The sequence below is a fragment of the Roseateles sp. P1_C6 genome, assembly GCF_056406315.1.
The window spans coordinates 262061-285054 of record NZ_JBFUAK010000009.1 but is presented as its reverse complement, the minus strand read 5'-3'; the positions used below and the strand labels follow the sequence as shown (position 1 = coordinate 285054).

Below are 22994 nucleotides of genomic sequence, written 5' to 3'. Positions count from 1 at the left end.
TCGAGGTGCTTGGAAATGTGACTGGCTTTTTTGCCGCTTCCGCGTCTATCGTCGCCGCCCATTGTTGCAATTGATTTGCATCGATATTCGCGCGCCTTGGAGCCATCCCGGCAGCGTTCACCCAAGCCCAACTACAAACGAGACATGAAAAGCCTGATTATTTCGGTTTGCCTGTTACTGGCTTCACCGCTGTGTTTGTCACAGGCCGTGCCTGTCAATTTGCGGGTCGACCTGAACGAGGACAAGGGGCCGCTCAAGCCCATGTGGGCCTGGTTCGGTTACGACGAGCCGAACTACACCTACATGAAAGACGGCAAGAAACTGCTGTCCGAGCTGGCGGCCCTCAGCCCCGTGCCGGTCTATGTCCGCGCCCACAATTTGATGACCTCGGGCGATGGCAGCCCGGCGCTGAAATGGGGTTCGACCGGCATGTACAGCGAAGACCAGAACGGCAAACCGATCTACAACTGGACCATCGTCGACCGGATCTTCGATACCTATGTGGAACGCGGCATGAAGCCACTCGCACAGATTGGTTTCATGCCCGAAGCACTCTCCGTCCGTCCCCAGCCTTATCAACACCGCTGGGCGCCGGGCACCCCCTATCCGGAAATCATGACCGGCTGGGCTTATCCGCCCAACGATTACAAGAAATGGGCCGAGCTGATCTACCAGTGGGTCAGGCACAGCGTGGAGCGCTACGGGCAAGCGGAAGTGGAAAGCTGGTATTGGGAACTCTGGAATGAACCGGACGGTTTCTATCTGATCGCGCCGAATGTCGAACAAGAATATTTCAAGATGTACGACTATGCCGCCGACGCCGTGAAACGCGCGCTGCCGACCGCGCGCATGGGGGGGCCGCACACGGCCCATGGCAACAAGTTCTTCGATCATTTCATTCAGCACTGCCTGAACGACACCAACCACGCCACGGGCGAGAAAGGTGCGCCGATCGATTTCCTGGCCTATCACGCCAAAGGTCGACCCACAGTGGTCAACGGCGTGGTTCAGATGAGCATGAAGACGCATTTCAAGAACATTGACGATGGCCTGGCCATCGTGGCGTCCTACCCGCAACTGAAAGGCATTCCGGTCATCATTGGTGAATCCGACCCAGAGGGTTGCGCGGCCTGCGGCATGGCGACGAACCCGGAGAATGCGTATCGCAACGGCACCATGTATGCCAGCTATACGGCGGCATCGATTGCGCGCGAATATGACCTGGCTGCGGCACGCGGGGTCAACCTGGTCGGCGTGGTCAACTGGTCATTCGAATTCGAAGACCAACCCTGGTTTGCCGGTTTCCGTGACCTGGCCACCAATGGCGTGGACAAGCCGGTGCTGAACGTATTTCGCATGCTCGGCATGATGACCGGCAACCGCGTCGGCGTGGCCAGCGAAGGTGGTCATGACGCCGCCTCCATACTCAAGGCCGGCGTTCTCGGGGAACGCACCGATATCAATGCCTTGGCCGCCAAAAGTACCCGTGGCGCCACTGTCTTGCTCTGGAATTACCATGACACCGACATCATTGACGATGGATCGCCGGTCAGTGTCACGATCAAGGGCATACCCGCCAAGAAAGTGGTGATGACGCATTACCGGATCGATCAGGAACACAGCAATTCCTACGCGGCGTGGAAGAAGATGGGCTCACCGGCCAACCCCACCCGGGCTCAGATCGCGACGTTGGAAAAAGTCAGCAAACTGGCGACCATCGGCAAGCCCAAAACGCTGCAGGTTCAGGAGCAGCAACTGGTCGTCAATATGCAATTGCCGCGCCAGGCGGTTTCATTCATCAAACTGAGCTATTGATGATGAACGCGAGACGGAACTCAGGCGGGGGCTGCCTGATCGGGCTGATCAGCGCATTGCTGCCGTTGGCCTTGCTGGGCCCCCTGCCCGCCCGGGCCGCCGAAGGGGCGAACATTTACGCCCAGAACTGCATGCAGTGCCACGGCGCGAACCGGGAAGGCGGCATAGGCCCCAATCTGACGGGCGCGCAGTGGAGCAAGGTCCAGCCCCGGAAGGACAGCCTGGCGAAGTTCATTGCCCAGGGCTCAAGCGACGGGCGCATGCCAGGCTGGAGCAAGCGCCTGACGCCCAAACAGATCGGCGCGGTCGCTGAATATCTGCTGGTGCCACCGCCACGACCGAAGGGCGGTGAGCCGCCTGCTGGCAACGCGGCCGACGCCCGTCCGGACTTGAAGACTCTGCGCCTGCCGGTCGGCTTCTCGATTGCCGTCTACAGCGACAAGGTGCCGAACGCGCGTGGCATGGCGGTGGCGGATTCCGGCATCGTCTACGTCGCTTCAAGAACCGAAGGCAAGGTATTCGCGTTGATCGACAGTGGCGGCAAAGATGTTGCCGACAAGGTCGTCACGGTCGCCAGCGGGCTGGATTCTCCGATTGGCCTGACGCTCCTGAATGGCGCACTCTTTGTGTCCGAGCGATTCCGCGTGGTTCGCTTCGACGACATTGCGAACACCTACGACAAGACGCCGCCGCTGCACATCGTCAAGGACGACTTCCCCAGGGATGCCTGGCATGGGGAAAAAATCATCAAGGCCGGCCCTGATGGAAAACTCTATGTTCCGATCGGCGCGCCGTGCAACAGCTGCGACCGGGAGCAGCAGCCTCATGCAAAGATCCACCGGATGAACCCGGACGGCACGCAGTTTGAGGTCTACGCGCGCGGCGTCAGGAATTCGGTCGGCTTTGGCTGGCATCCGCTGACCCGGGAGTTCTGGTTCACCGACAACGGCCGGGATCAATTGGGCGACAACATGCCGTCCGACAAGCTCAACCATGCGCCTCGGCCCGGCATGCACTTTGGGTTTCCCTACTGCCAGGGTGGCGTGGTGCCGGATCCAGAGTTCCACGCCGGCCGGCAGTGCAGCGAGTTCACCGAACCAGCGGCCAAACTGGGCCCGCATGTCGCGTCGCTCGGCCTTCACTTCTACACAGGCAAGCAGTTCCCGGACGCCTACAGAAACCAGCTCTTCATCGCCGAGCACGGTTCATGGAACCGCAGCCAGAAGATCGGCTACCGGGTGGTGCTGGTCACCTTGTATGGCGACAAGGTCGTCAGCGAAACCGTTTTCGTCGACGGTTTCCTGCAGAACGAGAAGGTGCTCGGCCGGCCGGTGGACATCGCGCAACTGCCCGACGGCTCCCTGCTGATTTCCGACGACTTTGGCGGGCGCATCTATCGGGTCAGCTACTCGGCGCCCCCGGCGGCTGCCGGGGAGAAGAAATAGCCTGCCGGGACGAGGTTCGGTGTGGGCTGCTGCCTGGGCGTCACCGCGGCGCCTGCAGCAGGGTCGTGACGTCCAGCCGGTAGGCGCGCCAAGCCGGCCAAGCGGCCGACAGCAGCGCCAGGCCGCCGGCCAGCAGTGGCACCAGCCACTCGGCGTCGCTCAGCCCCAGCGTGCCCAGGCGCAGCGACTGGCGCTCGGCCAGCAGCCGCTCCAGCAACGCGACGAGGCCGTGGCCCGCGGCAAGGCCCAGCACCGTGGCCAGGCCGGCCAGCAGCAGGGCCTCCAGCGCAATCAACGCAGCGACGCGGCGGGCCGGTGCGCCCAGCATGCGCAGCATGGCCAGGTCGCCCTGGCGCGCGCGCACCGCATGCAGCAGCGCGACCCAGACCGACAGGCCGGCAGCGACGAGCAGTACGATGCCGAAGCCGCGCAGCACCTCGGTGCCGGCGCCCACCAGCCGCATCAGTCGCGCCGTCTCCAGCGCCGGTGCAGCGGACTGCAAACCATCTTGTGCGTTGACCCAGCGCGGCAGCATCACGGCCGCAAGCGGGCTGCGGTAGCGCACCAGGGCCAGCGTGATCTCCTTCTTGTCATCGTCCTCGGCGTGGGGAGCGGCGTGGTCTTCGTGCACCTCCCAGACCGAGGCCAGGTCGGTCAGCACGAGGCGGTCCAGCACACTGCCCGATTCGGCCAGCACGCCGATGACCTCGAACTGGTGCTCGCCATGGGCGCCACCGCCTTCGGCGAGGCCGTGGCTGCCGGCGAAATGGTCGCCGGGCTTCAGCCCGCTCGTGCGCGCGACCTCGGCGCCCAGCACCGCCTGCATGGGTTTGGTCCACAACGCGCCCTGCCCCAGCTTGCCGCCGTAAAGGTCGATGTAGTCCGGCGTCGTGCCGGCAATGCGATAGCCGTGGAAGGAGTCGCCCAGCGACAGCGGGACGGCCTGCGCGACCAGCGGCTGCTGCTTCAGCAGATCCAGCGTCGCGAGCGGGATGTTGCCGGTCGGCGCATCGAGGTGGAACACGCCGGCCAGCATGATCTGCATCGGGCTGCCCTTGGCGCCGACGACGAGGTCGATGCTGGCGAGGTCGCGCTTCAGGCCGGCCTCGACCTGGGCGCTGGCGCGCAGCACGAAGGTGACGGCCGACAGGCCCAAGGTCAGCAACAGCAGGTTCAGCGCGGTGGTCAGCGGGCTGGACCACAGGTAACGCCAGGCGAGGCGGATCACAACACCACCTCCGCGACGTCACCGCGCTCGCTGAGCGCCTCCACGACGCGCGCGTCATGGCTGGCGATGACCAGCGTGCAGCCTTCGCGCTCCGCCGCGTCCAGCAGCAGCGCCAGCATGTGCAGCGTGTGCTCGTCGTCGAGGTTGGCGCTGGGTTCATCGGCCAGCAGCAGGCGCGGCCGGCGCATCAGCGTGCGGGCCAGAGCCACACGCTGGGCCTGGCCGACGCTGAGCTGATGCGGTCGACGGGCCGACAGCTCTGCGATGTCCAGCGCGGCCAGCAGTTGCGCCGCGCGGGCCGGGTCGGCGCCCTGCCCCGCGGCCAGCGCCGGCAGCGCGAGGTTCTCCGCGACGCTCAGCGCTTCGCTCAGGTGCAGGCGCTGTGGCACGACACCCAGCGTCGCGCCGCGCCACGCATCCAATGCGCGCGGGCTCATGCCGTTGAGCGTCGCGCCCGCCACTTCCAGTTCACCGTGCTGCACGCGCAGCAAGCCCGCCAGCAGCGCCAGCAGCGTCGACTTGCCGGAGCCTGACGCGCCGCGCAGCAGCAGGTGCCGCCCGGCGGGCAGCGCGAAATCGGCATAAGCGATCTCGGCGCCGCCGCCATAGCGGTGGCGCAGGCCGCTCCAGCCCAGCATCACTTGACCAGGCGCTTGAAGCTGGCCAGGAACTTGTCCACCTTGCCCGCGACGACGAAGGCGCAATAGCCCTGCTCGGGGTTGCGGGCGTAGTAGTGCTGGTGATAGGCCTCGGCCGGGTGGTAGTTGGCCTCGGGCAGCAGCTCGGTGACGACCCGGCCCACGTGGTGGTCGTTGGCCTCCTTGAGCACCTCGGCGGCGAGCAGGCGCTGGGCCTCGGAGTGCCAATAGATGGCCGAGCGGTACTGCGTGCCGACGTCGGCGCCCTGGCGGTTCAGCGTCGTCGGGTCGTGGATGGTGAAGAACACCTCCAGCAGTTCGCGCAACGACACCTCGGCCGGGTCGAAGTCGATGCGCACGACCTCGGCATAGCCGGTGTTGCCGCTACAGACGGCCTCGTAGCTCGGCTTGGGGCCCTGGCCGTTGCTGTAGCCGTTCTCGACGTGGTGCACGCCGCGCACGCGCTCGTAGACGGCTTCCAGGCACCAGAAGCAGCCGCCGGCCAGGGTGATGCGTTCGAGGTGGGTAGCAGGCATGGGATGACTTTCAATGTGCGCCGAGGGACAGCTCGACATGGGGGCGCCAGACCTCGTCGCAAGCCCCGTCGCAGACTTTGGGAGCGGCGAGGAAGACTCGGGCATTGGGTGCGCCGCGGGCCAGCAACGCGTCGCGCACGGCGGTGGCGCGGGCCACGGCCAGCTGGCGCAGCGTTTCGTCGTCGACCGCATAACTGTTCAACAGCAGGCCGCGCATCTGCTCGGGTGGCAAGTCCTTGGCCAGACCGACCAGGTTCTTGGGCTTGTTGGGCAGCTGGGTGACTTGGTACAGGCGCTTCAGCGCGGCGTCGGGCGTGGCGGCGTTCTCGCCCTTCAGCGCCGCGGCCAGCCGCTGCTCGCGGATCGCCTGGCCTTCGGCCGCGATGCCGGCCATGCCGGTCAGCGTCAGCTGCACGCCGGGCTTGTCGACCAGCAGCTTGGCGATGCGGTCCAGCTTGTCGACGGCGACCAGCTCGGCGCTGCCGGGCGCGAAGGCGACCTGCGCTTCCTCCGGCGCATCGCTGCCGCTGAACAGCGCGAACGGCGAGGTCAGCGCCTTGCCGATCAGGTTCAGCAGCAGCTTCCAGACCAGGCCGCCGACGCTGAACTCGGGGTCGTTCAGCGAGCCGCTGACGGGCAGGTTCACATCGATGACGCCGTTGCCGTCCTTCAGCAGCGCGACGGCAAAACGCACCGGCAGCGAAGTCGCATTGGGGCTGTCGACGCGCTCACCGAAAGTCAGCTGGTTGAGGATGATCTGGTTGCTGGCGGACAGCTGGCCGCCGGGCTCGACCTTGTAGCGCAGCTTGGTGGACAGCTTGCCTCGCTCTATCGCGTAGCCGGCGTACTTGGCGGCATAGGGCGACAGCGGTGCGAGTTCGATGTCCGTCGCGTTGGCGGCCACATCCATCGCCAGCGGCGCACCGGGCTTGAGCTGGCCGTCGATCTCCAGCAGGCCGGTGCCCGCGACCTTGCCACGCACGGTCAGCGGCGCCATCGCAGGGCTGGTCGAGGAGAACGCGCCCAGCGTGCCCTGCAGCTCGCTCAGGCGGGCGCTGTAGTTGGGGCGCACGAAGCGGTCGTTGAAATCGACCAGGCCGCGGTTGACGCGGATGCGCTCGACAGCGAATTCGGCTGCCGGTGCTGACGCCGGCGCGGAGGCGGACGCGGACGCGGAGGCTGCCAAAGCCGCGGCATCGGCCTTGGCCGCCGCCTCGGCCGGGCCGATGTCGCGCAGGTTGAAGCGGCCTTGTTCGTTGACGATGAGGCGGGCATACGCGTCGTCCAGCAGCGCATCCTGCACGGCCAGGCGCGCCGGCGCGCCTGGCGCCAGCGCGAGCTTGAGGCCGTCCAGCTGCAGCACCTGCCAGCTCAACAGGTCTTCGCCGACGACGCGCTGGCCGTCCACGACGCGGGCCTGCATCAGCGCCAGCGGGCCCACACGCACCTCGCCACTGGCGCTGGCTGCCCAGGCCCCGCCCGCCTGCTGCGTGGCCGTGACATCCGTCTTCAGCCCCAGCTCGGCGCGCTGCAGATGCAGGCCCCAGGCGGGGTCGAGGTAGGCGTTGAAGAGCTGCAGCGGCAAGGCCTTGGCTTGCAGGTTGCCGACCGCCGACAGCGGTGCCAGGCCGATGCGGCCCGTCCATTGCAGGCTGCCGCCGCTGGCGCTGACGGGCTGGTCGTTGGCGCCCAGCGCGGCCAGCTGCGTCGTCAGCTGCGTCTGGATGGGCGCCGTCAGCGGCCAGGCGAGCGGCCCCAGCTGCAGCCGCAGGGGCTCCACTGCAACGGCGACGGGCGCCACGCCGTCGGGCACGGCAGCGTCGCGCCAGCGCAGTGCGCCGCGCTCGACGGCCAGGCTGGCCAGCTGCAGCTTCCAGGCCGGCGCGGCGGGCGCTGAAGCCGCGCTGTCAGGCGGCAGCAGGGCCGCGATATTGAGCCGGCCATCGAGTTCGCGGGCGAGCTGGGCGCGCGGCGCGTCCAGCGTCAGCTTGCCCAGGCGGATGGCGTGGGCCGCCGGGTCGATCTCGCCCTGGTCCAGCTGCGCGCCGGCCAGCGTGAAGAGCGGCTTGCCCTGCAGACCCAGGCGCGCATCGGCCACGCGCAGCTCGGTCAACGTCAGTTTGGCGCGGTCGGCGGCGCCATCGGCCAGCGGGTCCTTGACGCGCAGCGCGACCTTGGTGGACACGCCGGCCGCAAGCTTGGTGCCCGCAGGCAGCGGCAGCCAGGCGGCCAGGCGTTCCAGTGCGAGGCCGTTCAGCTCGGCATCGGCCTCCAGCGCCTCGGGCGACAACCTCGCCTGGGTGCTCAGCGTGGCCTGGTCCAGGCGCAGGCTGGCGTCGAGCTGGGTGGGGGCTTTCAGCGGCCAGGCAGCAGCGCCGAGCTTGAGCTGGATCGCGTCCAGCGCCAGGTCGCGCGCCGTGAAGCGGCCATCCTTGACCTCCACGCCGGCGACGCTGACCTGCCAGGGCTGTGAGGCAGTTGATGCTGTACCGGCCGGCCCGGCCGGGCTGGCAGGCAGTGGCCGCAACCAGCCGGTGGGCGATTCGAGCAGTATCTGGCCGAAGCCCAGCTGGCGGCGCAGCGGCTGCACGTCGGCCAGCGGCAGGCTCAGCCGCTGCCAGCCGACCAGTGGTTGGCCGTCCGGCAGCGTCAACGCCAGGTCATGCAATTGCACGCCGCCGCTGAGCTTGATGCCTGGTGCTTGCTTGGGGTGCTCGGCAAAGTCCAGCGCCAGGTCGACGTCCAGCTTGCCGGTGCTCAGGCGCACGGGCGCGCTGGCCGGCAGGTAGGCGGCCAGCGGCGCGAGATCCAGGCCGGCCAGCTTGAGGGACAGCCGGGCGCTCGCCTCGTCGGCAAAGGGCAGCGCCTCGGCGCGGCTGTCGAAGGCGACGCCGTCGAGCTTGCCGCTCAGCTGCGGCTGCACCTTGACCTTGACGTCGGTCTCCAGCGTCGACAGGAAAGGCAACGCCAGGCGCAGCCCGGCCAGCTCATGCTTGCGCTGCACGGGACGGTCGTCGAACAGGATGCTGCCGTCGGCCAGCTCGATGTTGTAGACGGCGAACTCGGGGTCCGGCGCCTCCGGCGCACCGGGTTTGGCGGCAAAACGCTGGATCAGGTCGTCGATGTCGTAGTGGCCCTCGGCCGTGCGGGCCAGGCGCAGCTCGGGCTGGGCCAGCGCCAGCGACTCGACGACCAAACGGCCGCGCAGCAGCGAGCGCAGCGACAGCGCGGCATCGAGCCTGGCGAGCGTGAACAGTGGCGGCTGGCTGGCGTTGGGGCCGGCGACGCGCAAACCCTCGGCCACGACGGCAAGGCGCCAGGGCTGGAAATGGGCCTGCTCGATCTGGACGGGCCGACCCAGCGCTTCGCTGGCCAGCGCCGCACCGCGGCCGGTGACCCAGCCGGGCAGTGCCAGCGTCACGATCAACAGGAGCAGAGTGCCCAGGGCCGCGAGCGCGGTGAGTGTCCAGAGGGCAATGCGAACGGGGGAGCGGGGAGTGGTCATCACGGCGGACGCATTATTGATGTCGGCGATGATGCCGCCGTGAGCTTGCACCTCGACTATTCCGGCTTCAAGACCCTGCTGCTGGCGGCCGCGATGCCACCGGCGCCGATGTTGATGCTGGCCGCATGGGGTGGTTGGCGGCTGCGGCGAGGCCGGCGGGGAGGTGGCTGGATGCTGGGCGTGGCGCTGTTGCTGGCGTGGCTGTCAGCCACCGAGGCCGCCGGAGAGCTGCTGAGCCGCGCGCTCGGTCAACCCGTGCTGTTGCAGCCCGCCCAGGTCGACGCCTTGCGCGGTCAGGCCGGTGGCGCCGTGCTGGTGCTGGGCGGCGGCGTGCGCCGCCACGCGCCCGAGTTCGGCGCTGGCGCACCCGGAGAAATCACGGCCGAGCGCTTGGCCTATGGCGTCTGGATCGCCCGGCGCAGTGGCTGGCCGCTGGCGTTCTCAGGCGGCATTGGCTGGACGGCGACCGAATTGCAGGAGCCCGAGGCCGCCATCATCGCCCGCGTGGCGGCTCAGGACTACGGTCTGCCCCTTCGCTGGGCCGAGGGCAGCTCGCGCGACACGCGCGAGAACGCCACCCATACGCTGCCGTTGCTGGCCAAGGCCGGCGTGAAGCAGGTCGTGCTGGTCACCCACGAGGCACACATGCGCCGCGCGCTGCGCGCCTTCGAGGCGGAGGCGGCACCGCTGGGCCTGCGCGTGTTGCCGGCACCGGTGGGTTTGCAGGACGACGCGCTGAGCGGCTTCAGCGACTGGTGCCCATCCCCGGCGGGATTTGCGCGCGTGCGCTATTTGGTCTATGAGACGCTGGCCTGGTGGGCCGGACGCTAGAAATAGAAACCCCGCCGGGCTTGGAGGCCGGGCGGGGTGGGTGGCTATGCCACCTTGGGGCTCCACGGCGATTTGCCGAAGGGCTCCTGGCGCGCAAGGGATTGCGCCAGAGGTTGCGCCTGAAAAGGCACTCCAACAGTAGGCGAGCGCTGTCAGGCCTTCAAGAAGAGTTGCCCGAATAGCGCTTCGGCACGCGCCGTGACCTCGGGCGGCAAGGTGATGCCGCGGCCCCATTCGCGGTCGGTCTCGCCGGGCCATTTGTTGGTCGCGTCCAGCCCCATCTTGCCGCCCAGGCCGCTGACGGGCGACGCGAAGTCGAGGTAGTCGATGGGCGTGTTGTCGACCAGCGTCGTGTCGCGCACCGGATCCATGCGCGTCGTGATGGCCCAAATCACTTCCTGCCAGGTGCGCGTATCGATGTCGTCATCCACCACCACGATGAACTTCGTGTACATGAACTGGCGCAGGAAGCTCCAGATGCCGAACATCAGTCGCTTGGCGTGGCCGGGGTAGGACTTCTTGATGGAGACCACAGCCATCCGGTAGCTGCAGCCCTCGGGCGGCAGGTAGAAGTCGACGATCTCCGGGAACTGCTTCTGCAGGATGGGCACGAACACCTCGTTGAGCGCGACGCCCAGGATGGCGGGCTCGTCGGGCGGCTTGCCGGTGTAGGTGGAGTGGTAGATCGGGTTCTTGCGCTGGGTCTGGCGCGTGATCTCGAAGACCGGAAACCAGTCCTGCTCGTTGTAATAGCCGGTGTGGTCGCCGAACGGGCCCTCCAGTGCGTGCAGATAGCCGCCCTTCTCTTTCAACGGCACGCCGCGCTCGCTGACGCCGGTGAAGCCAGGCGCAGCGGGCGAGATGTGACCTTCCAGCACGATTTCGGCCGAAGCCGGCGCCTGCAGCGGTTGACCGGTGCCGACGCCGGTGTTGACCAGCTCGGTGCGCGAGCCGCGCAGCAGGCCGGCGAACTGGTACTCGGACAGGCTGTCCGGCACGGGCGTGACAGCGCCCAGGATGGTGGCCGGGTCGGCACCCAGCGCGACGGCGATGGGAAAAGGCTCACCCGGGTGGGCCAGCGCGTGGTCGCGGAAATCCAGCGCACCGCCGCGGTGCGCCAGCCAGCGCATGATGACTTGACGGGGCCCAATCAGCTGCTGGCGGTAGATGCCGAGGTTCTGCCGGTTCCGGTTGGGCCCCCGCGTAATGACCAGACCCCACGTGATCAGGGGGGCTGCGTCGTCCGGCCAGCATTTCTGGATGGGCAGGCGGCCGAGGTCGATGTCGCTGCCTTCGAAGACCTCTTCCTGGCAGGGCGCGCGCCGCTGCACGGCGGGCTTCATGTCCCACAGCGCCTTGACCATCTGCAGCAGCTTGCCCGCGTCCTTCAAACCCTTGGGCGGGTCGGGTTCCTTGAGGCTGGCCAGCACCCGGCCCACGTCCCTCAAATCGGCCAGAGACTCAGCGCCCATGCCGAGTGCGACGCGGCGCGTTGTCCCGAAAAGATTGGTCAAGGCAGGGGTGGCGTGACCGGTCGGCGCCTCGAACAAAAGCGCCGGCCCGCCCGCCCTTAGCACGCGGTCGCTGAGGGCCGTCATCTCCAGCACGGGTGAGACTTTTTCACGCACGCGCTTGAGCTCACCAAGGCCCTCAAGGCCGGCCATGAAGTCCCGCAGGTCGCTGTATTTCATAACTAAAAGTAGTTTTGACAAGGCAAAACAGCCTTGACGGGTTATCTTCGACCCGTAAAATCTGCCGCTTCGGGTTTGTACTGAAGCCCAACCCGGCCGGGTCCACCGGGCACATGAGTGCCACAGGCCCTGAACGATGGCCGGGAAATTATCACCGTCGCCCCACCCAGACCGCCGTACACGCCGGCAGCCTGAGGTGGGCTGCGACACAAGGAGTCGAATGACGACACGTCAAGACCTCATCACCTTCGCTGCCCTCGTGCGGGATTCGGCGTCGCTGTTCGTCAAGGACATCGGCAACGGCCTGCTCGTCGTCAGCCACAACACGCTGGCCCTGGTCGGGCTGGCCGTCGTGTCGGTGCTGCTGGTGTTCACGAGCCAAGCAGGTCTGCGGGAGAAAGTGGAGTCCGCCACGCTGGGCTGGCTGAACGCCCGCCACGAGGCCCGCGCCGAGGCGGACGGCAACACGCTGCTGGCCGCCGCCGAGCCGGACGCCATCGCCCGCGCCACCGCCACCGACCCGCGCGAACTGAGCCGCCAGCAGGCCGCCGTCGCCCACTGGCTGGCGCGCCGCTACAGCGTCGCACCCGAGCCCATCAGCCGCCTCGTGCAGGAGGCATGGGCCGTGGGCAACCGCGCCAAGGTCGAGCCGACGCTCATCCTGGCCATCATGGCCATCGAGTCACGCTTCAACCCGTTCGCGCAAAGTTCCGTCGGCGCCCAGGGCCTGATGCAGGTCATGACCCGCGTCCACGACGACAAGTACGAGGCCTTCGGCGGCACGCTGGCGGCTTTCGACCCGGTGACCAACCTGCGAGTCGGCGTGCAGGTGCTCAAGGAATGCATCCAACGCGCCGGCGGCCTCGAGGAAGGCCTGCGCTACTACGTCGGCGCCGCCAATCTGGCCGACGACACGGGTTACGCCGCCCGCGTGCTGGCCGAACACGACCTGCTGAAGTCCGTCGCCACCGGCCGAACGGTGCCGGCAAACACGACGGTGCGTCCGCTGCGCGAAGCCGCGTCTGCGCCGACCGGCGAATCCGCCCAGGTCGCCCTGCTTCGCTGAACTACACTGGCCGCTCACGCGACTGGCGATCAGGGTCACAAGCTGACCTGAGGTGGGCCACCACCGGGGAGCGTGAGGCGGTTGTCGCAACCGCTATCAGCCGTTCGCCTGGGCAGCCTTGGCCTCACGCACGCTCGTTGAGCGCCTGGGATTCACCGCCTGACCTTCGGAAACACTGCCATGTTTGACCGCAAAACCTCCACCCTCGCCCTGGTTGACCCCGATCTCTGGACCGCCGTCCAGAACGAGAACCGCCGCCAGGAAGACCACATCGAGCTGATCGCCAGCGAGAACTACACCTCGCCGGCCGTCATGCAGGCCCAGGGCAGCCAACTGACCAACAAGTACGCCGAAGGCTACCCCGGCAAGCGTTACTACGGCGGCTGCGAATACGTCGACGTCGTCGAGCAACTGGCCATCGACCGCGTGAAGCAGCTGTTCGGCGCCGAGTTCGCGAACGTGCAGCCCAATTCAGGCTCGCAGGCCAACCAGGGCGTGTTCTTCGCGCTGCTGCAGCCCGGCGACACCATCATGGGCATGAGCCTGGCCGAAGGCGGCCACCTGACCCACGGCATGGCGCTGAACATGAGCGGCAAGTGGTTCAACGTCATCAGCTACGGCCTGGACGCGAACGAAGCCATCGATTACGACGCGATGGAAGCCCTGGCCCGCGAGAAGAAGCCCAAGCTCATCATTGCCGGCGCGTCCGCTTACTCGCTGCGCATCGACTTCGAGCGCTTCGGCAAGATCGCCAAGGAGATTGGCGCCTACTTCATGGTCGACATGGCCCACTACGCCGGCCTGATCGCCGCGGGCGTGTACCCCAACCCGATGCCGCATGCGGACGTCGTCACGTCCACCACGCACAAGAGCCTGCGCGGCCCGCGCGGCGGCATCATCCTGATGAACGACGAGGCGATCGCCAAGAAGATCAACTCGGCCATCTTCCCCGGCATCCAGGGCGGCCCGCTGATGCACGTCATCGCCGGCAAGGCCGTTGCCTTCAAGGAAGCGCTGACGCCCGAGTTCAAGGCTTACCAGGAACAGGTCGTCAAGAATGCCAAGGTGCTGGCCGAGACGCTGATCGAGCGCGGCCTGCGCATCGTCTCCGGCGGCACGGAAAGCCACGTCATGCTGGTGGACCTGCGCCCCAAGAACCTGACCGGCAAGGAAGCCGAGGCCATCCTGGGCGCCGCCCACATGACCTGCAACAAGAACGGCATCCCCAACGACCCGCAAAAGCCCATGGTCACCAGCGGCATCCGCCTGGGTACGCCGGCCATGACGACGCGCGGCTTCAAGGAGGAGCAGGTGCGTGCCACGGCCCACCTGATCGCCGACGTGCTGGACAAGCCGCACGACGAGGCCAACCTGGCCGCCGTGCGCGAGAAGGTTGCCAAGCTGACGGCCGCCTTCCCGGTCTACCGCGGTTAATCGATCCCCATGCGCTGTCCGTTCTGCTCTCACACCGAAACCCAGGTCGCCGAAACCCGGGAGTCGGACGAGGGCGACGTCGTCCGGCGCCGGCGCCGCTGCCTGTCCTGCGACAAGCGCTTCACGACCTATGAACGGGCCGACATCGCCCTGCCCTCGGTCGTCAAGAAGGACGGCCGCCGCGCCGACTTCGACGCCGGCAAGATGCGGGCATCCATGCAGCTGGCGCTGCGCAAGCGGCCGGTCAGCGTCGACCAGATCGACGCAGCCATCAACCGCATCGAGGAAAAGCTGCTTGCCAGTGGTGCGCGTGAGATCGCGTCCACCCGGCTGGGCGAATTCGTCATGCGTGAACTGAAGCGCATCGACAAGGTCGCCTACGTACGCTTCGCGTCGGTCTACCGCAGCTTCGAGGACGTCGACGAGTTCCGTCAGCTGATCCGCGAGATCTGACCCGGGTTTTCACTATCACCCGTCAGGGGGAGGCGTGGGGGATACACCCCCACCCTCCCCCTCTTCATTCCGCCTTTGGAGGGAAGGACGCCGCGCGGCCCGCTTCCTAAAGTTCGTTTCATCAACAACGAACCGAGGGAAACGCCATGAACCGCACCACCAGCACCCGCCGCAACAGCCGTGGCTTCACCCTCGTGGAACTGTGCGCCGGCATCGGCATCTGTGCCGCGCTGCTGGGCCAAGCTGTGCCGGCCATGACCAAGATGCAGCAAGAGCAAAACCTCCGGGCGAGCGCGGAGACCTTGGCTGCCGACCTGCGTTTTGCCCGTAGCGAGGCGGCCCGACTGAACGATTCGGTCTACTTCCGTGTCAGCGGCAAGGGCGCCAACGCCTGTTATGTGCTTTACACCGGCGTCCGCAACGACTGCGACTGCGCGGGCGGACAAGCCATCTGCAAAACGACCGGTAGCGCGGTCATCAAGACCGCGTGGCTGCCAAGCAACCAGCCCGTGAGCCTGCGCAGCAACGCCGAAACGCTGGAGTTCCAGCATCGCCAAGGCTTGGTTACGCAAACGGGCAGCATTGAGATGAGCCTGAGCAATGGCACAGGCATTCGCCAAGTCATTGCCATCACCGGACGGGTGCGGCACTGCTACACCGGCACAAAGATCGCTGGCATGACCAAATGCGCCTAGTCCCCCGTTCGTGGTGGATGCCGACCAGCGGCGCTCCAGTCCGGACGGACGGCAACTACCGCGGGACTCGTTTGCGGCAGGTTGCCGAAAATCGGGCCATGCGTCCGTCCCTGCGCCCGCGGCATCGCGGTTTCACCTTGATCGAGCTGATGGTCGCGGTGGCCATCGTCGGCATCCTGGCAGCGGTTGCGTATCCTTCCTACACGTCGTTCATCCAGCGCAGCAGACGTGCCGACGCTGCTGCACTGCTCACCGTTGTGGTGCAGGCCCAGGAGCGCTATCGGTCCAACCGCAGCACCTATGCATCCGACCTTAGTGATTTGGGCCTGGAACCTTCCAAGCTTGCCCCGCTCGAAAAATATTACACGCTCGACGTGTCGGGGGCTGGTGCTTCCGGATACCAAGTCACTGCAACCGTTAAGGATACCGGTGCGCAGGCCAATGACGCGGAATGCTGGACGATTGCCGTTAAGCTTGACGGGGCAACGCTGAGCTATCTTGCCGGAGACAAATCGGCGACCAAGGACAAGTCGACCGTCTGCTGGTCGCGCTGATTATGGAATCTGATTTCCTGATTCGTTCACGCCGCCACGGTCTAACGCTGATCGAAATCTTGGTGGCAGTCGCCATTGTCGGCGTTGTGCTTGCGGTGGCTACGCCCTCGCTCAGTGATCTCCTGGAGCGCAGGCGAGTAATTGCGGCAGCAAATGAAGTGGCAGACGTCATCCATTTCGCCCGTTCGCAGCCTAATGTCACGGCCGACAGGGTGACGCTCCATTTTGACAGGGATCCGGGTAACGAAAATAGTGACAAAACGAGTTGCGTGGCGGTGGTAACGCAATCCGGCAACGACAAGTGCAAGTGCTACGAAACGCCGGTCTGCTCAAACGCGTTGTCAGTACTCTTGCGCTTGTATCAATTGCCAAACGAGCGGGGTGTATCCTTCGAGGCCGGTGCGAAATCGTGGGGCACCAGCAGCAAGAAGAATACCCTGCAGTTTTCACGCAGCCAGGTTGTGACCGACGGTAGCGACATTCAGGTTACCGTGAAAGGCAGTAGATCTGGAGCGTTGCTTCGTCTGGAAATTAATAGTCTGGGTCGCGTTAGGATTTGCTCGCCGAACGATTCGATCAGTGGATACGGAAAATGCACCAATCCAATCGAGCCTTCATCATGAATCGACGTTCACAGCGCGGTCTCGGCCTTGTCGAGCTGATGGTGGGCATCACCGTCGGCCTCATCGTCACGGCAGGCGCGTCCATGGTGGCGGTGAATCAGATCAATGAACACCGTCGACTGATGCTTGAAACGCAAATCCAGCAGGATTTGCGTACGGCTGCTGATTTGATCCAGCAAGATATACGGCGCGCCGGTTTTCGCGGCATGACAGGCCTCGGCGTGTGGGCGCCAGCGAGCGGCGTCGGCACAGCCCAGGAAGTTCAGGCCTTGGCGCCAAATGTGAATACGTACAGCCCGATTGTTATTGGCGACGATGAGCACAGCATCACCTACAGCTATGCTCGGACTTTGAATAGCAGCAACAAAGATGCGCCGTTGAGCAATGAATATTTCGGCGTTCAGTTTGCAAGGCAAACGTTATATCTACAAGTAGGCATGGTTGATGATAAGCCCAATTGGCAACCCATTACCGATCCCGACACGATTGAAATACTGAGCTTCAAGATTCACCCGGTCACGCAGTTGGTGGATCTCGCGGATTTCTGCGACAAGGTTTGCACAGGGACTGGGTGCGCGGCAGGCCCTCAGCAGGAGGTGCGGCGGGTGGAAATCACGCTGCAAGGGCGCGCCACGCATGACAAGAAGAACGTCGTGCGGACGATTTCAGTGTCCGAAAGGCTGCGGGCGGACAATGTCACCGGGGCTTGTCCGTCATGAGCAGCCGAGCCCGCCAGTGGCAGAAGCAGCAAGGTGCCGCAACGCTGGTTGTCGTGATGGTGTTGTTCATCGTCATGGCCCTGCTGGCAGCCTACGCCAACCGCAGCTTGATGTTCGAGCAGCGCATTGCCAGCAGCTATGCGCGAGGCACTCTGGCGCAGGAAGTGGCTGAGGCCAGCGTCGAGTGGACCGTGGCCATGCTGAATGGCCCTGCTGTCGACGGCGACTGCAAGCCGGCGGATGCGCCCGATGGCCAGCGATTCCTTGATCGCTATCTCAAGGTCAACGCTATTGACCGCGGCACTGAGCCCGTGAGCAGCGTGGTTGGCTACCAAGTGGATTGCACCCGCACCAGCGAAGGCTGGATCTGTCGCTGTCCGGCGGCAGGCACTCGCAAGCCGCCCGTAGAGTCGAGTGGTGATGGGCTGGTGCCCAGCTTTGGTGTGTCCTTCGCGACTCTGACGGGGTATCGCGCCGGCACGATCCGGTTGGATACGGTTGGCTGCACGGACAGCGTTGTTGACAACTGCAAGAGCAAAGTCGACAACAGCCGCAATCAGCTCGGAGTGAGCCGGCCCAGGGCATTGCTTGCACTGGCCAGTGCCGTCCGCACTCCCCCGGCTGCGCCGCTGGTTGCAAAGAGCGGCCTGATGGTTTCGGGGGGCGGCCTGGGCTTGCACAACACCGACCCACAGACGGCCGGCCTCCTCTACACGCTCGGCGGTGTTGCCACCGGCCTGAACGACACTCGCCTGGAAAGCGTGCCTGGAACCCCGCCTGCCTTGGCGCGCATAGAGAGCGACAACAGCCTCAGCGGTGCTGACGTGTTTCGGACATTCATGGGGATGAGTGCCAGTCGCTATGTCAACCATCCGGCGCTGCACGTCGTCACCTGCAGCAACGACTGCGCGGCCGAACTGCTGGCGGCCTACACGGCCGGTCGACGCATGCTCTGGGTGAAGGGGCCGATGCGCTTGGCCAGCAATCTAACGATCGGTTCCGAAGCTGACCCGCTCATCGTCGTTGCGACTGGCAATGTGACGCTCACCGGGCCGTTCCAGTTCACTGGGCTGCTGGTGTCACAGGGCACGCTGACGTGGACGAACACGGCGGCCATGCCGTCGCTCATCACCGGTGCGCTGCTGGTCGAAGGGGCTATGCAGACGACCGGCACGATGGACATCTACTACCGGCAGGACGTGACGAACCAGCTGCGCAACCGGCTTGGTAGCTATGTGCGCGTGTCCGGTGGCTGGAGCGACGCGGATTGAGGATGCCATGTTGAATTTCAAGCCTCTGCCGCCCGATCGCGCTCAGCGCCAGCGCGGCGTCACGCTCATCGAAGCACTTGTGGCGCTGCTGGTGATGAGCTTCGGCATGATGGCCTTGGTGGGTTTGATGGGCAATCTGCGTCGCGGTGCGGACCTGGCCAAGCAACGCGGCGAGGCGGTACGCCTGGCGCAGACCGATCTGGAAACGCTGCGTTCCTACTCGGAGCTTCCGACCAGTACCGATCCAAAGAAGGTGACCTTCGATGGCACCATTGTGACGAACACGCGCACCGTCACGCCCGCTGACTCGAACGCGAGTTTCACCGTCTCGCGCTTCGTCAGCCCCATCAAGATGGGCGACGATGTGGTCGCCAAAGCGGTCCGGGTCATGGTGACCTGGACCGACCGAGCCGGTGAATCGGGGTCGACGGGTCAGCCGAGTGCGCCCCAGTCGGTCACTCTCGACACGGTGATTGCCCGTGTCGATCCTGGCTTCTCCGGCTCTCTGGAGGTTCAGCCGCCCCCAGGCGGCATTCGCCAACCGGCGGGGCGCCACCCGGTGATCCCCGTGACCGCCAAGGATCTGGGCAACAAGCAAAGCGCTTTCCGGCCAAGTGCCCTGGGCAGCGTCGTCTGGGTATTCAACAACGTCACGGGCGCGATTGTCAGCAAGTGCTCAATCGAGGCTGGCACGCCTGTGTCCACCCTGACGGCTGCGGACGTGGAGTCCTGCGACAACAGCACGATTGGCTATCTGCTGAACGGCACCGTCCGGTTTTCGAACACTGATCCGGCCAATCCGGCCATACCGGAGGCCAGCGCGATACCCTTAGACCTCGCTATCGTGGGCGGTACCTACATGACGCCCTTGCTGGGCCCGGACGGGCGGCCCGTGAAAGATGGTAGCGGCAATGTGATCATGACCACCGTCACTGTGACGCCGCCCTCGTACCAGTGCTTCAACGATTCACCAAGCATTACCCCAAGCACGCAGCCTTTCGTCAACTACAACTGCATCGTCTATCCGACCGATGGCGTCTGGTCAGGCAAGGTGACGCTCAGCGGGTTCAGCATCGGTACCACGGCCGTCGACTACCGTGTCTGCCGCTACAGCGCGGACTACAACGGCAACGGCAGTCCCAACGTCACAAACACCACGTCCCTGGACAACTACGAACACCCTGAGCTTTATGTGAAGGTGGCCGGTTCACTGGCACGCCAGAACTTCCTGGTCGTGCGAGGCACCCGGACATGCCCCACTGCCCCCGCAGTCAACCCGACGAGCGGCATCTTCGTCGACTACTCCACCATCCAACTGCAGCCCTGAGCCCTGGCTAGACTGGCCGGATGCTCTCTGAAGAAATCCGCCAGGCTCTGGCTCACGCACTCGGCCTGGCCGAGCAAGCCATCGGCCTGAGCGACCCAAACCCACGCGTCGGCTGCGTGATCCTTTCGGGCGACGGTCGGCAACTGGGTGCGGGCCACACGCAAGCCGCCGGCCAGGCCCATGCCGAAGTCATGGCGTTGCGCGACGCAGCCACACGTGGCGAGGATGTGCGTGGCGCGACGGCTGTCGTCACGCTGGAGCCCTGCTCTCATCACGGCCGCACGCCACCTTGCTGCGATGCGCTGATCGCCGCCGGCATCGCGCGCGTTGTCGTGGCCATCGAGGACCCCAATCCTCAAGTCGCAGGGCAGGGCCTGGCGCGGCTGCAGGCGGCCGGCATTCAGGTGGAGTTGGCCGACGCGGCCATTGCCGACACCGCGCGCGAGCTCAACATCGGCTTCTTCTCGCGCATGCAGCGCAGCCGGCCCTTCGTGCGGCTGAAGTCCGCCATCTCGCTGGATGGCCGGACGGCCCTCCCAGACGGGCGCAGCCAGTGGATCACCGGCGAGGCCGCGCGTGCCGATGGCCATGCCTGGCGCAAGCGGGCTGGCGCCCTGCTGACCGGCATAGGCACCGTGCTGGCCGATGACCCCAGGCTGGACGTGCGCCTGGTTCCAACGGCGCGGCAGCCGCTGCGCTTGGTGCTCGACCCGCAAGGTCGCATGCCCGCGGCTGCCCGCATCCTGCAGCCGCCCGGAGATGTTCGCGCCATCGGCCCTGGTCGCGCCGATCTGCCGGTGCTACTGGCCGAGCTTGGCCGGCAAGGCATCAACGAACTCCATGTCGAGGCCGGACCGACGCTGTCGGGCGCCTTCCTGGACGCCGGCCTGGTCGACGAACTGCTCGTCTACCAGGCGCCCATGCTCATCGGCGACGGTCGGCCACTGGCAGCCCTCACACCGCTGGCGGCGCTCGGCGACGCACAACGCTGGCGGCTGATCGAAGCCACACCCATCGGCCAGGATCTGCGCTTGAGGCTGCGTCCGACCTAGGGTCGCCACCTACAATCGCCGGCTATGCCCATCTCCCCCATCCCTGAGCTGGTTGCCGAGCTGGCCGCTGGCCGCATGGTCATCCTCGTTGACGAGGAAGACCGCGAAAACGAGGGCGATCTCGTCCTGGCCGCCGACCTGGTCACGCCCGAGGCGATCAACTTCATGGCCCGCTACGGCCGCGGCCTGATCTGCCTGACGCTGCCCCGCGAGCACTGCGAGCGCCTGCAACTACCGCCGATGACGCGCCGCAACGGCACGCAGCACGGCACCGCCTTCACCGTCTCCATCGAAGCTGCCACCGGCGTCACGACCGGCATCTCGGCGGCCGACCGCGCCCGCACCGTGCAGGCCGCCGTCGCGCCCAACGCTGCCGCGAGCGACCTGGTCCAGCCGGGCCACATCTTCCCGCTGCAGGCCCAGGACGGCGGCGTGCTGATGCGCGCCGGCCATACCGAGGCCGGCTGCGATCTCGCCCGCATGGCCGGCCTGTCGGCCACGTCGGTCATCTGCGAGATCATGAAGGACGACGGCACGATGGCCCGGCTGCCGGACCTGGAGATCTTCGCCGCCGAGCATGGCCTGAAGATCGGCACCATCGCCGACCTCATCGAATATCGCAGCCGCAACGAGAGCCTGATCACGCGCGTCGCCGAGCGCCGCCTGAACACCGCGCAAGGCGAGTTTGGCTGCCAGGTCTTCACCGACCGCACCGGCGGCACCCACCTGGCCCTCACCCAAGGCCAGTGGACGTCCGACGACGAGGTGCTGGTGCGCGTGCACGAGCCGCTGTCGGTGCTGGACCTGCTCGAAGCCGGCTCCTGCGGCCACTCCTGGGGCCTGCCCGCTGCGCTGGCGGCGCTGAAGGCCAGCAAGGCCGGCGTCGCGGTGTTGTTGAACTGCGGTGAAGACGCCGCCGGCGTGCTGGCGCGCGTGCAGTCCGAGACCGCCACGCCCGCGCCCAAGGGCGCGATGGACCTGCGCACCTACGGCGTCGGCGCCCAGATCCTGAAGGCGCTGGGCGTGCACCGCATGCGCCTGCTCGGCAGCCCGCGCCGCATGCCCAGCATGACCGGCTATGGTCTCGAAGTGACCGGCTTTATCGCCCCACCCAACTGCTGACCCGAAAGGCCCGCGATGCAAGATTCAGAACCCGGCCTGCCCAGCTTCGAGGGTGCCCTCGATGGCAGCGAGCTGACCATCGCCATCGTCCAGGCGCGCTTCAATGACGCCATCACGTCGTCGCTGGCCAGCGCCTGCCTGGCGGAGCTGTCGGTGCTGGGCGTGCCGACCGAAGCCATCCGCCACGTGACCGTGCCCGGTGCGCTGGAGGTGCCGCTGGCGCTGCAGGCGCTGGCCGAGAGCAATGACTTTGACGCGCTGATCGCGCTGGGCTGCATCATCCGCGGCGAGACCTACCACTTCGAGCTGGTCGCCAACGAAAGCGGCGCGGCCGTGACCCGCGTCGGCCTGGACCACGGCATTCCGATTGCGAATGCCATCCTGACCGTCGAGAACGAAGCCCAGGCCTGGGCCCGTGCCGAGCCCAAGGGCCGCGATGCCGCCCGCGTCGCGGTCGAGATGGCCAATCTGCTGAAAGAGATCGAGTGAACGCGACGACGCCCTCCCCCAAGCCTGCCGCCAAGACGCCTTCCAAGGCGCCGGCCAAGCGCGCCACCGTCAAGTCGGCCCGCCGCCGTTCGCGCGAGGCCGCCGTGCAAGGCCTCTATCAATGGCTGCTGACCGGCGAAGACCTGGGCGCCATCGTCGCGTTGGGCCGTGAGCAGGACGGCTACGCCAAGCTCGACGTCAAGCATTACGACGCGCTGCTGGCCGGCTGCGTGGCTGAGGCCGCCGACCTGGACGCCATCCTGTCCCGCCACGTGGACCGCAAGACCACCGAGCTGTCGCCCATCGAGCACGCCATCCTGATGATCGGCGCGTACGAGCTCAAGCATTTCGTCGACATCCCCTACCGGGTCGCCATCAACGAGGCGGTCGAGCTGGCCAAGTCCTTCGGCGGCACCGATGGCCACAAGTACGTCAACGGCGTGCTGGACCGTGCGGCCGGCGACCTGCGCCCCGTCGAGGTCGCAGCAAAGCGCTGACGC

General features: G+C 66.3%; 21 protein-coding genes and 1 riboswitch. Of the genes, 16 read left to right on the top strand and 5 right to left on the bottom strand.

Going from position 1 to position 22994, the window contains the following annotated elements; all coding sequences use genetic code 11:
- The first annotated feature begins 144 nt into the window (after window positions 1–144).
- Window positions 145–1815: a GH39 family glycosyl hydrolase gene (locus AC1D29_RS20990; protein WP_477901017.1), complete on the top strand. Its 1671-nt coding sequence runs from the start codon at window positions 145–147 to the stop codon at window positions 1813–1815.
- Window positions 1815–3260: a c-type cytochrome gene (locus AC1D29_RS20985; RefSeq protein ID WP_477901015.1), complete on the top strand. Its 1446-nt coding sequence runs from the start codon at window positions 1815–1817 to the stop codon at window positions 3258–3260. The genes AC1D29_RS20990 and AC1D29_RS20985 overlap by 1 nt, the downstream gene beginning before the upstream one ends.
- A 40-nt stretch (window positions 3261–3300) precedes the next feature.
- Here AC1D29_RS20985 and AC1D29_RS20980 read toward each other — a convergent pair whose 3' ends face one another.
- The 4 genes from AC1D29_RS20980 to AC1D29_RS20965 are packed head-to-tail and all read right to left on the bottom strand — an operon-like array spanning window position 3301 to window position 9167.
- Entirely contained in the window at window positions 3301–4488 is a 1188-nt protein-coding gene (locus tag AC1D29_RS20980) for an FtsX-like permease family protein (RefSeq protein ID WP_477901013.1), read from the bottom strand.
- Complete coding sequence (locus tag AC1D29_RS20975) at window positions 4485–5126, bottom strand: ATP-binding cassette domain-containing protein (protein ID WP_477901011.1); 642 nt, start codon at window positions 5124–5126, stop codon at window positions 4485–4487. The genes AC1D29_RS20980 and AC1D29_RS20975 overlap by 4 nt, the downstream gene beginning before the upstream one ends.
- Window positions 5126–5662 (bottom strand): peptide-methionine (S)-S-oxide reductase MsrA, encoded by a 537-nt coding sequence (msrA, locus tag AC1D29_RS20970; RefSeq protein ID WP_477901009.1) that lies wholly within the window; start codon window positions 5660–5662, stop codon window positions 5126–5128. The genes AC1D29_RS20975 and msrA overlap by 1 nt, the downstream gene beginning before the upstream one ends.
- 10 nt (window positions 5663–5672) lie before the next feature.
- Entirely contained in the window at window positions 5673–9167 is a 3495-nt protein-coding gene (locus AC1D29_RS20965) for a DUF748 domain-containing protein (protein ID WP_477901007.1), read from the bottom strand.
- Between the two features lie 39 nt (window positions 9168–9206).
- Here AC1D29_RS20965 and AC1D29_RS20960 point away from each other — a divergent pair, with 39 nt between their 5' ends.
- Complete coding sequence (locus tag AC1D29_RS20960) at window positions 9207–9998, top strand: YdcF family protein (protein WP_477901005.1); 792 nt, start codon at window positions 9207–9209, stop codon at window positions 9996–9998.
- Window positions 9999–10150: 152 nt separating this feature from the next.
- Here the strand turns inward: AC1D29_RS20960 and ubiD are convergent, their stop codons facing one another.
- Entirely contained in the window at window positions 10151–11689 is a 1539-nt protein-coding gene (ubiD, locus tag AC1D29_RS20955; protein WP_477901003.1) for a 4-hydroxy-3-polyprenylbenzoate decarboxylase, read from the bottom strand.
- Between the two features lie 220 nt (window positions 11690–11909).
- Between ubiD and AC1D29_RS20950 the strand changes: the two genes are divergently transcribed.
- The 13 genes from AC1D29_RS20950 to nusB all read left to right on the top strand — a co-directional run bounded on the left by AC1D29_RS20950 (window position 11910) and on the right by nusB (window position 22991).
- Window positions 11910–12755, top strand: a complete 846-nt coding sequence (locus AC1D29_RS20950) for a lytic transglycosylase domain-containing protein (RefSeq protein ID WP_477901001.1) — start codon at window positions 11910–11912, stop codon at window positions 12753–12755.
- 8 nt (window positions 12756–12763) lie between these two features.
- Window positions 12764–12876: riboswitch (ZMP/ZTP riboswitch) on the top strand.
- A gap of 59 nt (window positions 12877–12935) precedes the next feature.
- Entirely contained in the window at window positions 12936–14189 is a 1254-nt protein-coding gene (glyA, locus tag AC1D29_RS20945) for a serine hydroxymethyltransferase (protein ID WP_477900999.1), read from the top strand.
- A 9-nt stretch (window positions 14190–14198) separates the two neighbouring features.
- Window positions 14199–14642 carry a transcriptional regulator NrdR gene (gene nrdR / locus AC1D29_RS20940; RefSeq protein WP_477900997.1) on the top strand — a complete coding sequence of 148 codons (444 nt, stop codon included), beginning with the start codon at window positions 14199–14201 and terminating at the stop codon, window positions 14640–14642.
- A 146-nt stretch (window positions 14643–14788) separates the two neighbouring features.
- On the top strand, window positions 14789–15337 hold the full coding sequence (locus AC1D29_RS20935) for a GspH/FimT family pseudopilin (RefSeq protein WP_477900995.1): 549 nt from the start codon (window positions 14789–14791) through the stop codon (window positions 15335–15337).
- Window positions 15338–15435: 98 nt separating this feature from the next.
- A complete protein-coding gene (locus AC1D29_RS20930) occupies window positions 15436–15891 on the top strand; it encodes a type IV pilin protein (RefSeq protein WP_477900993.1) in 456 nt (151 codons plus the stop codon).
- A 2-nt stretch (window positions 15892–15893) separates the two neighbouring features.
- On the top strand, window positions 15894–16514 hold the full coding sequence (locus AC1D29_RS20925; RefSeq protein WP_477900991.1) for a pilus assembly FimT family protein: 621 nt from the start codon (window positions 15894–15896) through the stop codon (window positions 16512–16514).
- On the top strand, window positions 16511–17233 hold the full coding sequence (locus tag AC1D29_RS20920; RefSeq protein WP_477900989.1) for a PilW family protein: 723 nt from the start codon (window positions 16511–16513) through the stop codon (window positions 17231–17233). The genes AC1D29_RS20925 and AC1D29_RS20920 overlap by 4 nt, the downstream gene beginning before the upstream one ends.
- Entirely contained in the window at window positions 17230–18504 is a 1275-nt protein-coding gene (locus AC1D29_RS20915) for a pilus assembly PilX family protein (protein WP_477900987.1), read from the top strand. The genes AC1D29_RS20920 and AC1D29_RS20915 overlap by 4 nt, the downstream gene beginning before the upstream one ends.
- 7 nt (window positions 18505–18511) lie before the next feature.
- On the top strand, window positions 18512–19831 hold the full coding sequence (locus tag AC1D29_RS20910; RefSeq protein ID WP_477900985.1) for a prepilin-type N-terminal cleavage/methylation domain-containing protein: 1320 nt from the start codon (window positions 18512–18514) through the stop codon (window positions 19829–19831).
- Between the two features lie 20 nt (window positions 19832–19851).
- Window positions 19852–20883, top strand: coding sequence for a bifunctional diaminohydroxyphosphoribosylaminopyrimidine deaminase/5-amino-6-(5-phosphoribosylamino)uracil reductase RibD (gene ribD, locus AC1D29_RS20905; RefSeq protein WP_477900983.1), 1032 nt, complete (start codon window positions 19852–19854; stop codon window positions 20881–20883).
- A 24-nt stretch (window positions 20884–20907) separates the two neighbouring features.
- Complete coding sequence (ribBA, locus tag AC1D29_RS20900; protein WP_477900981.1) at window positions 20908–22005, top strand: bifunctional 3,4-dihydroxy-2-butanone-4-phosphate synthase/GTP cyclohydrolase II; 1098 nt, start codon at window positions 20908–20910, stop codon at window positions 22003–22005.
- A 15-nt stretch (window positions 22006–22020) separates the two neighbouring features.
- Window positions 22021–22494, top strand: a complete 474-nt coding sequence (gene ribH, locus AC1D29_RS20895; RefSeq protein WP_477900979.1) for a 6,7-dimethyl-8-ribityllumazine synthase — start codon at window positions 22021–22023, stop codon at window positions 22492–22494.
- Window positions 22491–22991, top strand: a complete 501-nt coding sequence (gene nusB / locus AC1D29_RS20890) for a transcription antitermination factor NusB (protein WP_477900977.1) — start codon at window positions 22491–22493, stop codon at window positions 22989–22991. The genes ribH and nusB overlap by 4 nt, the downstream gene beginning before the upstream one ends.
- Window positions 22992–22994 lie beyond the last annotated feature (3 nt).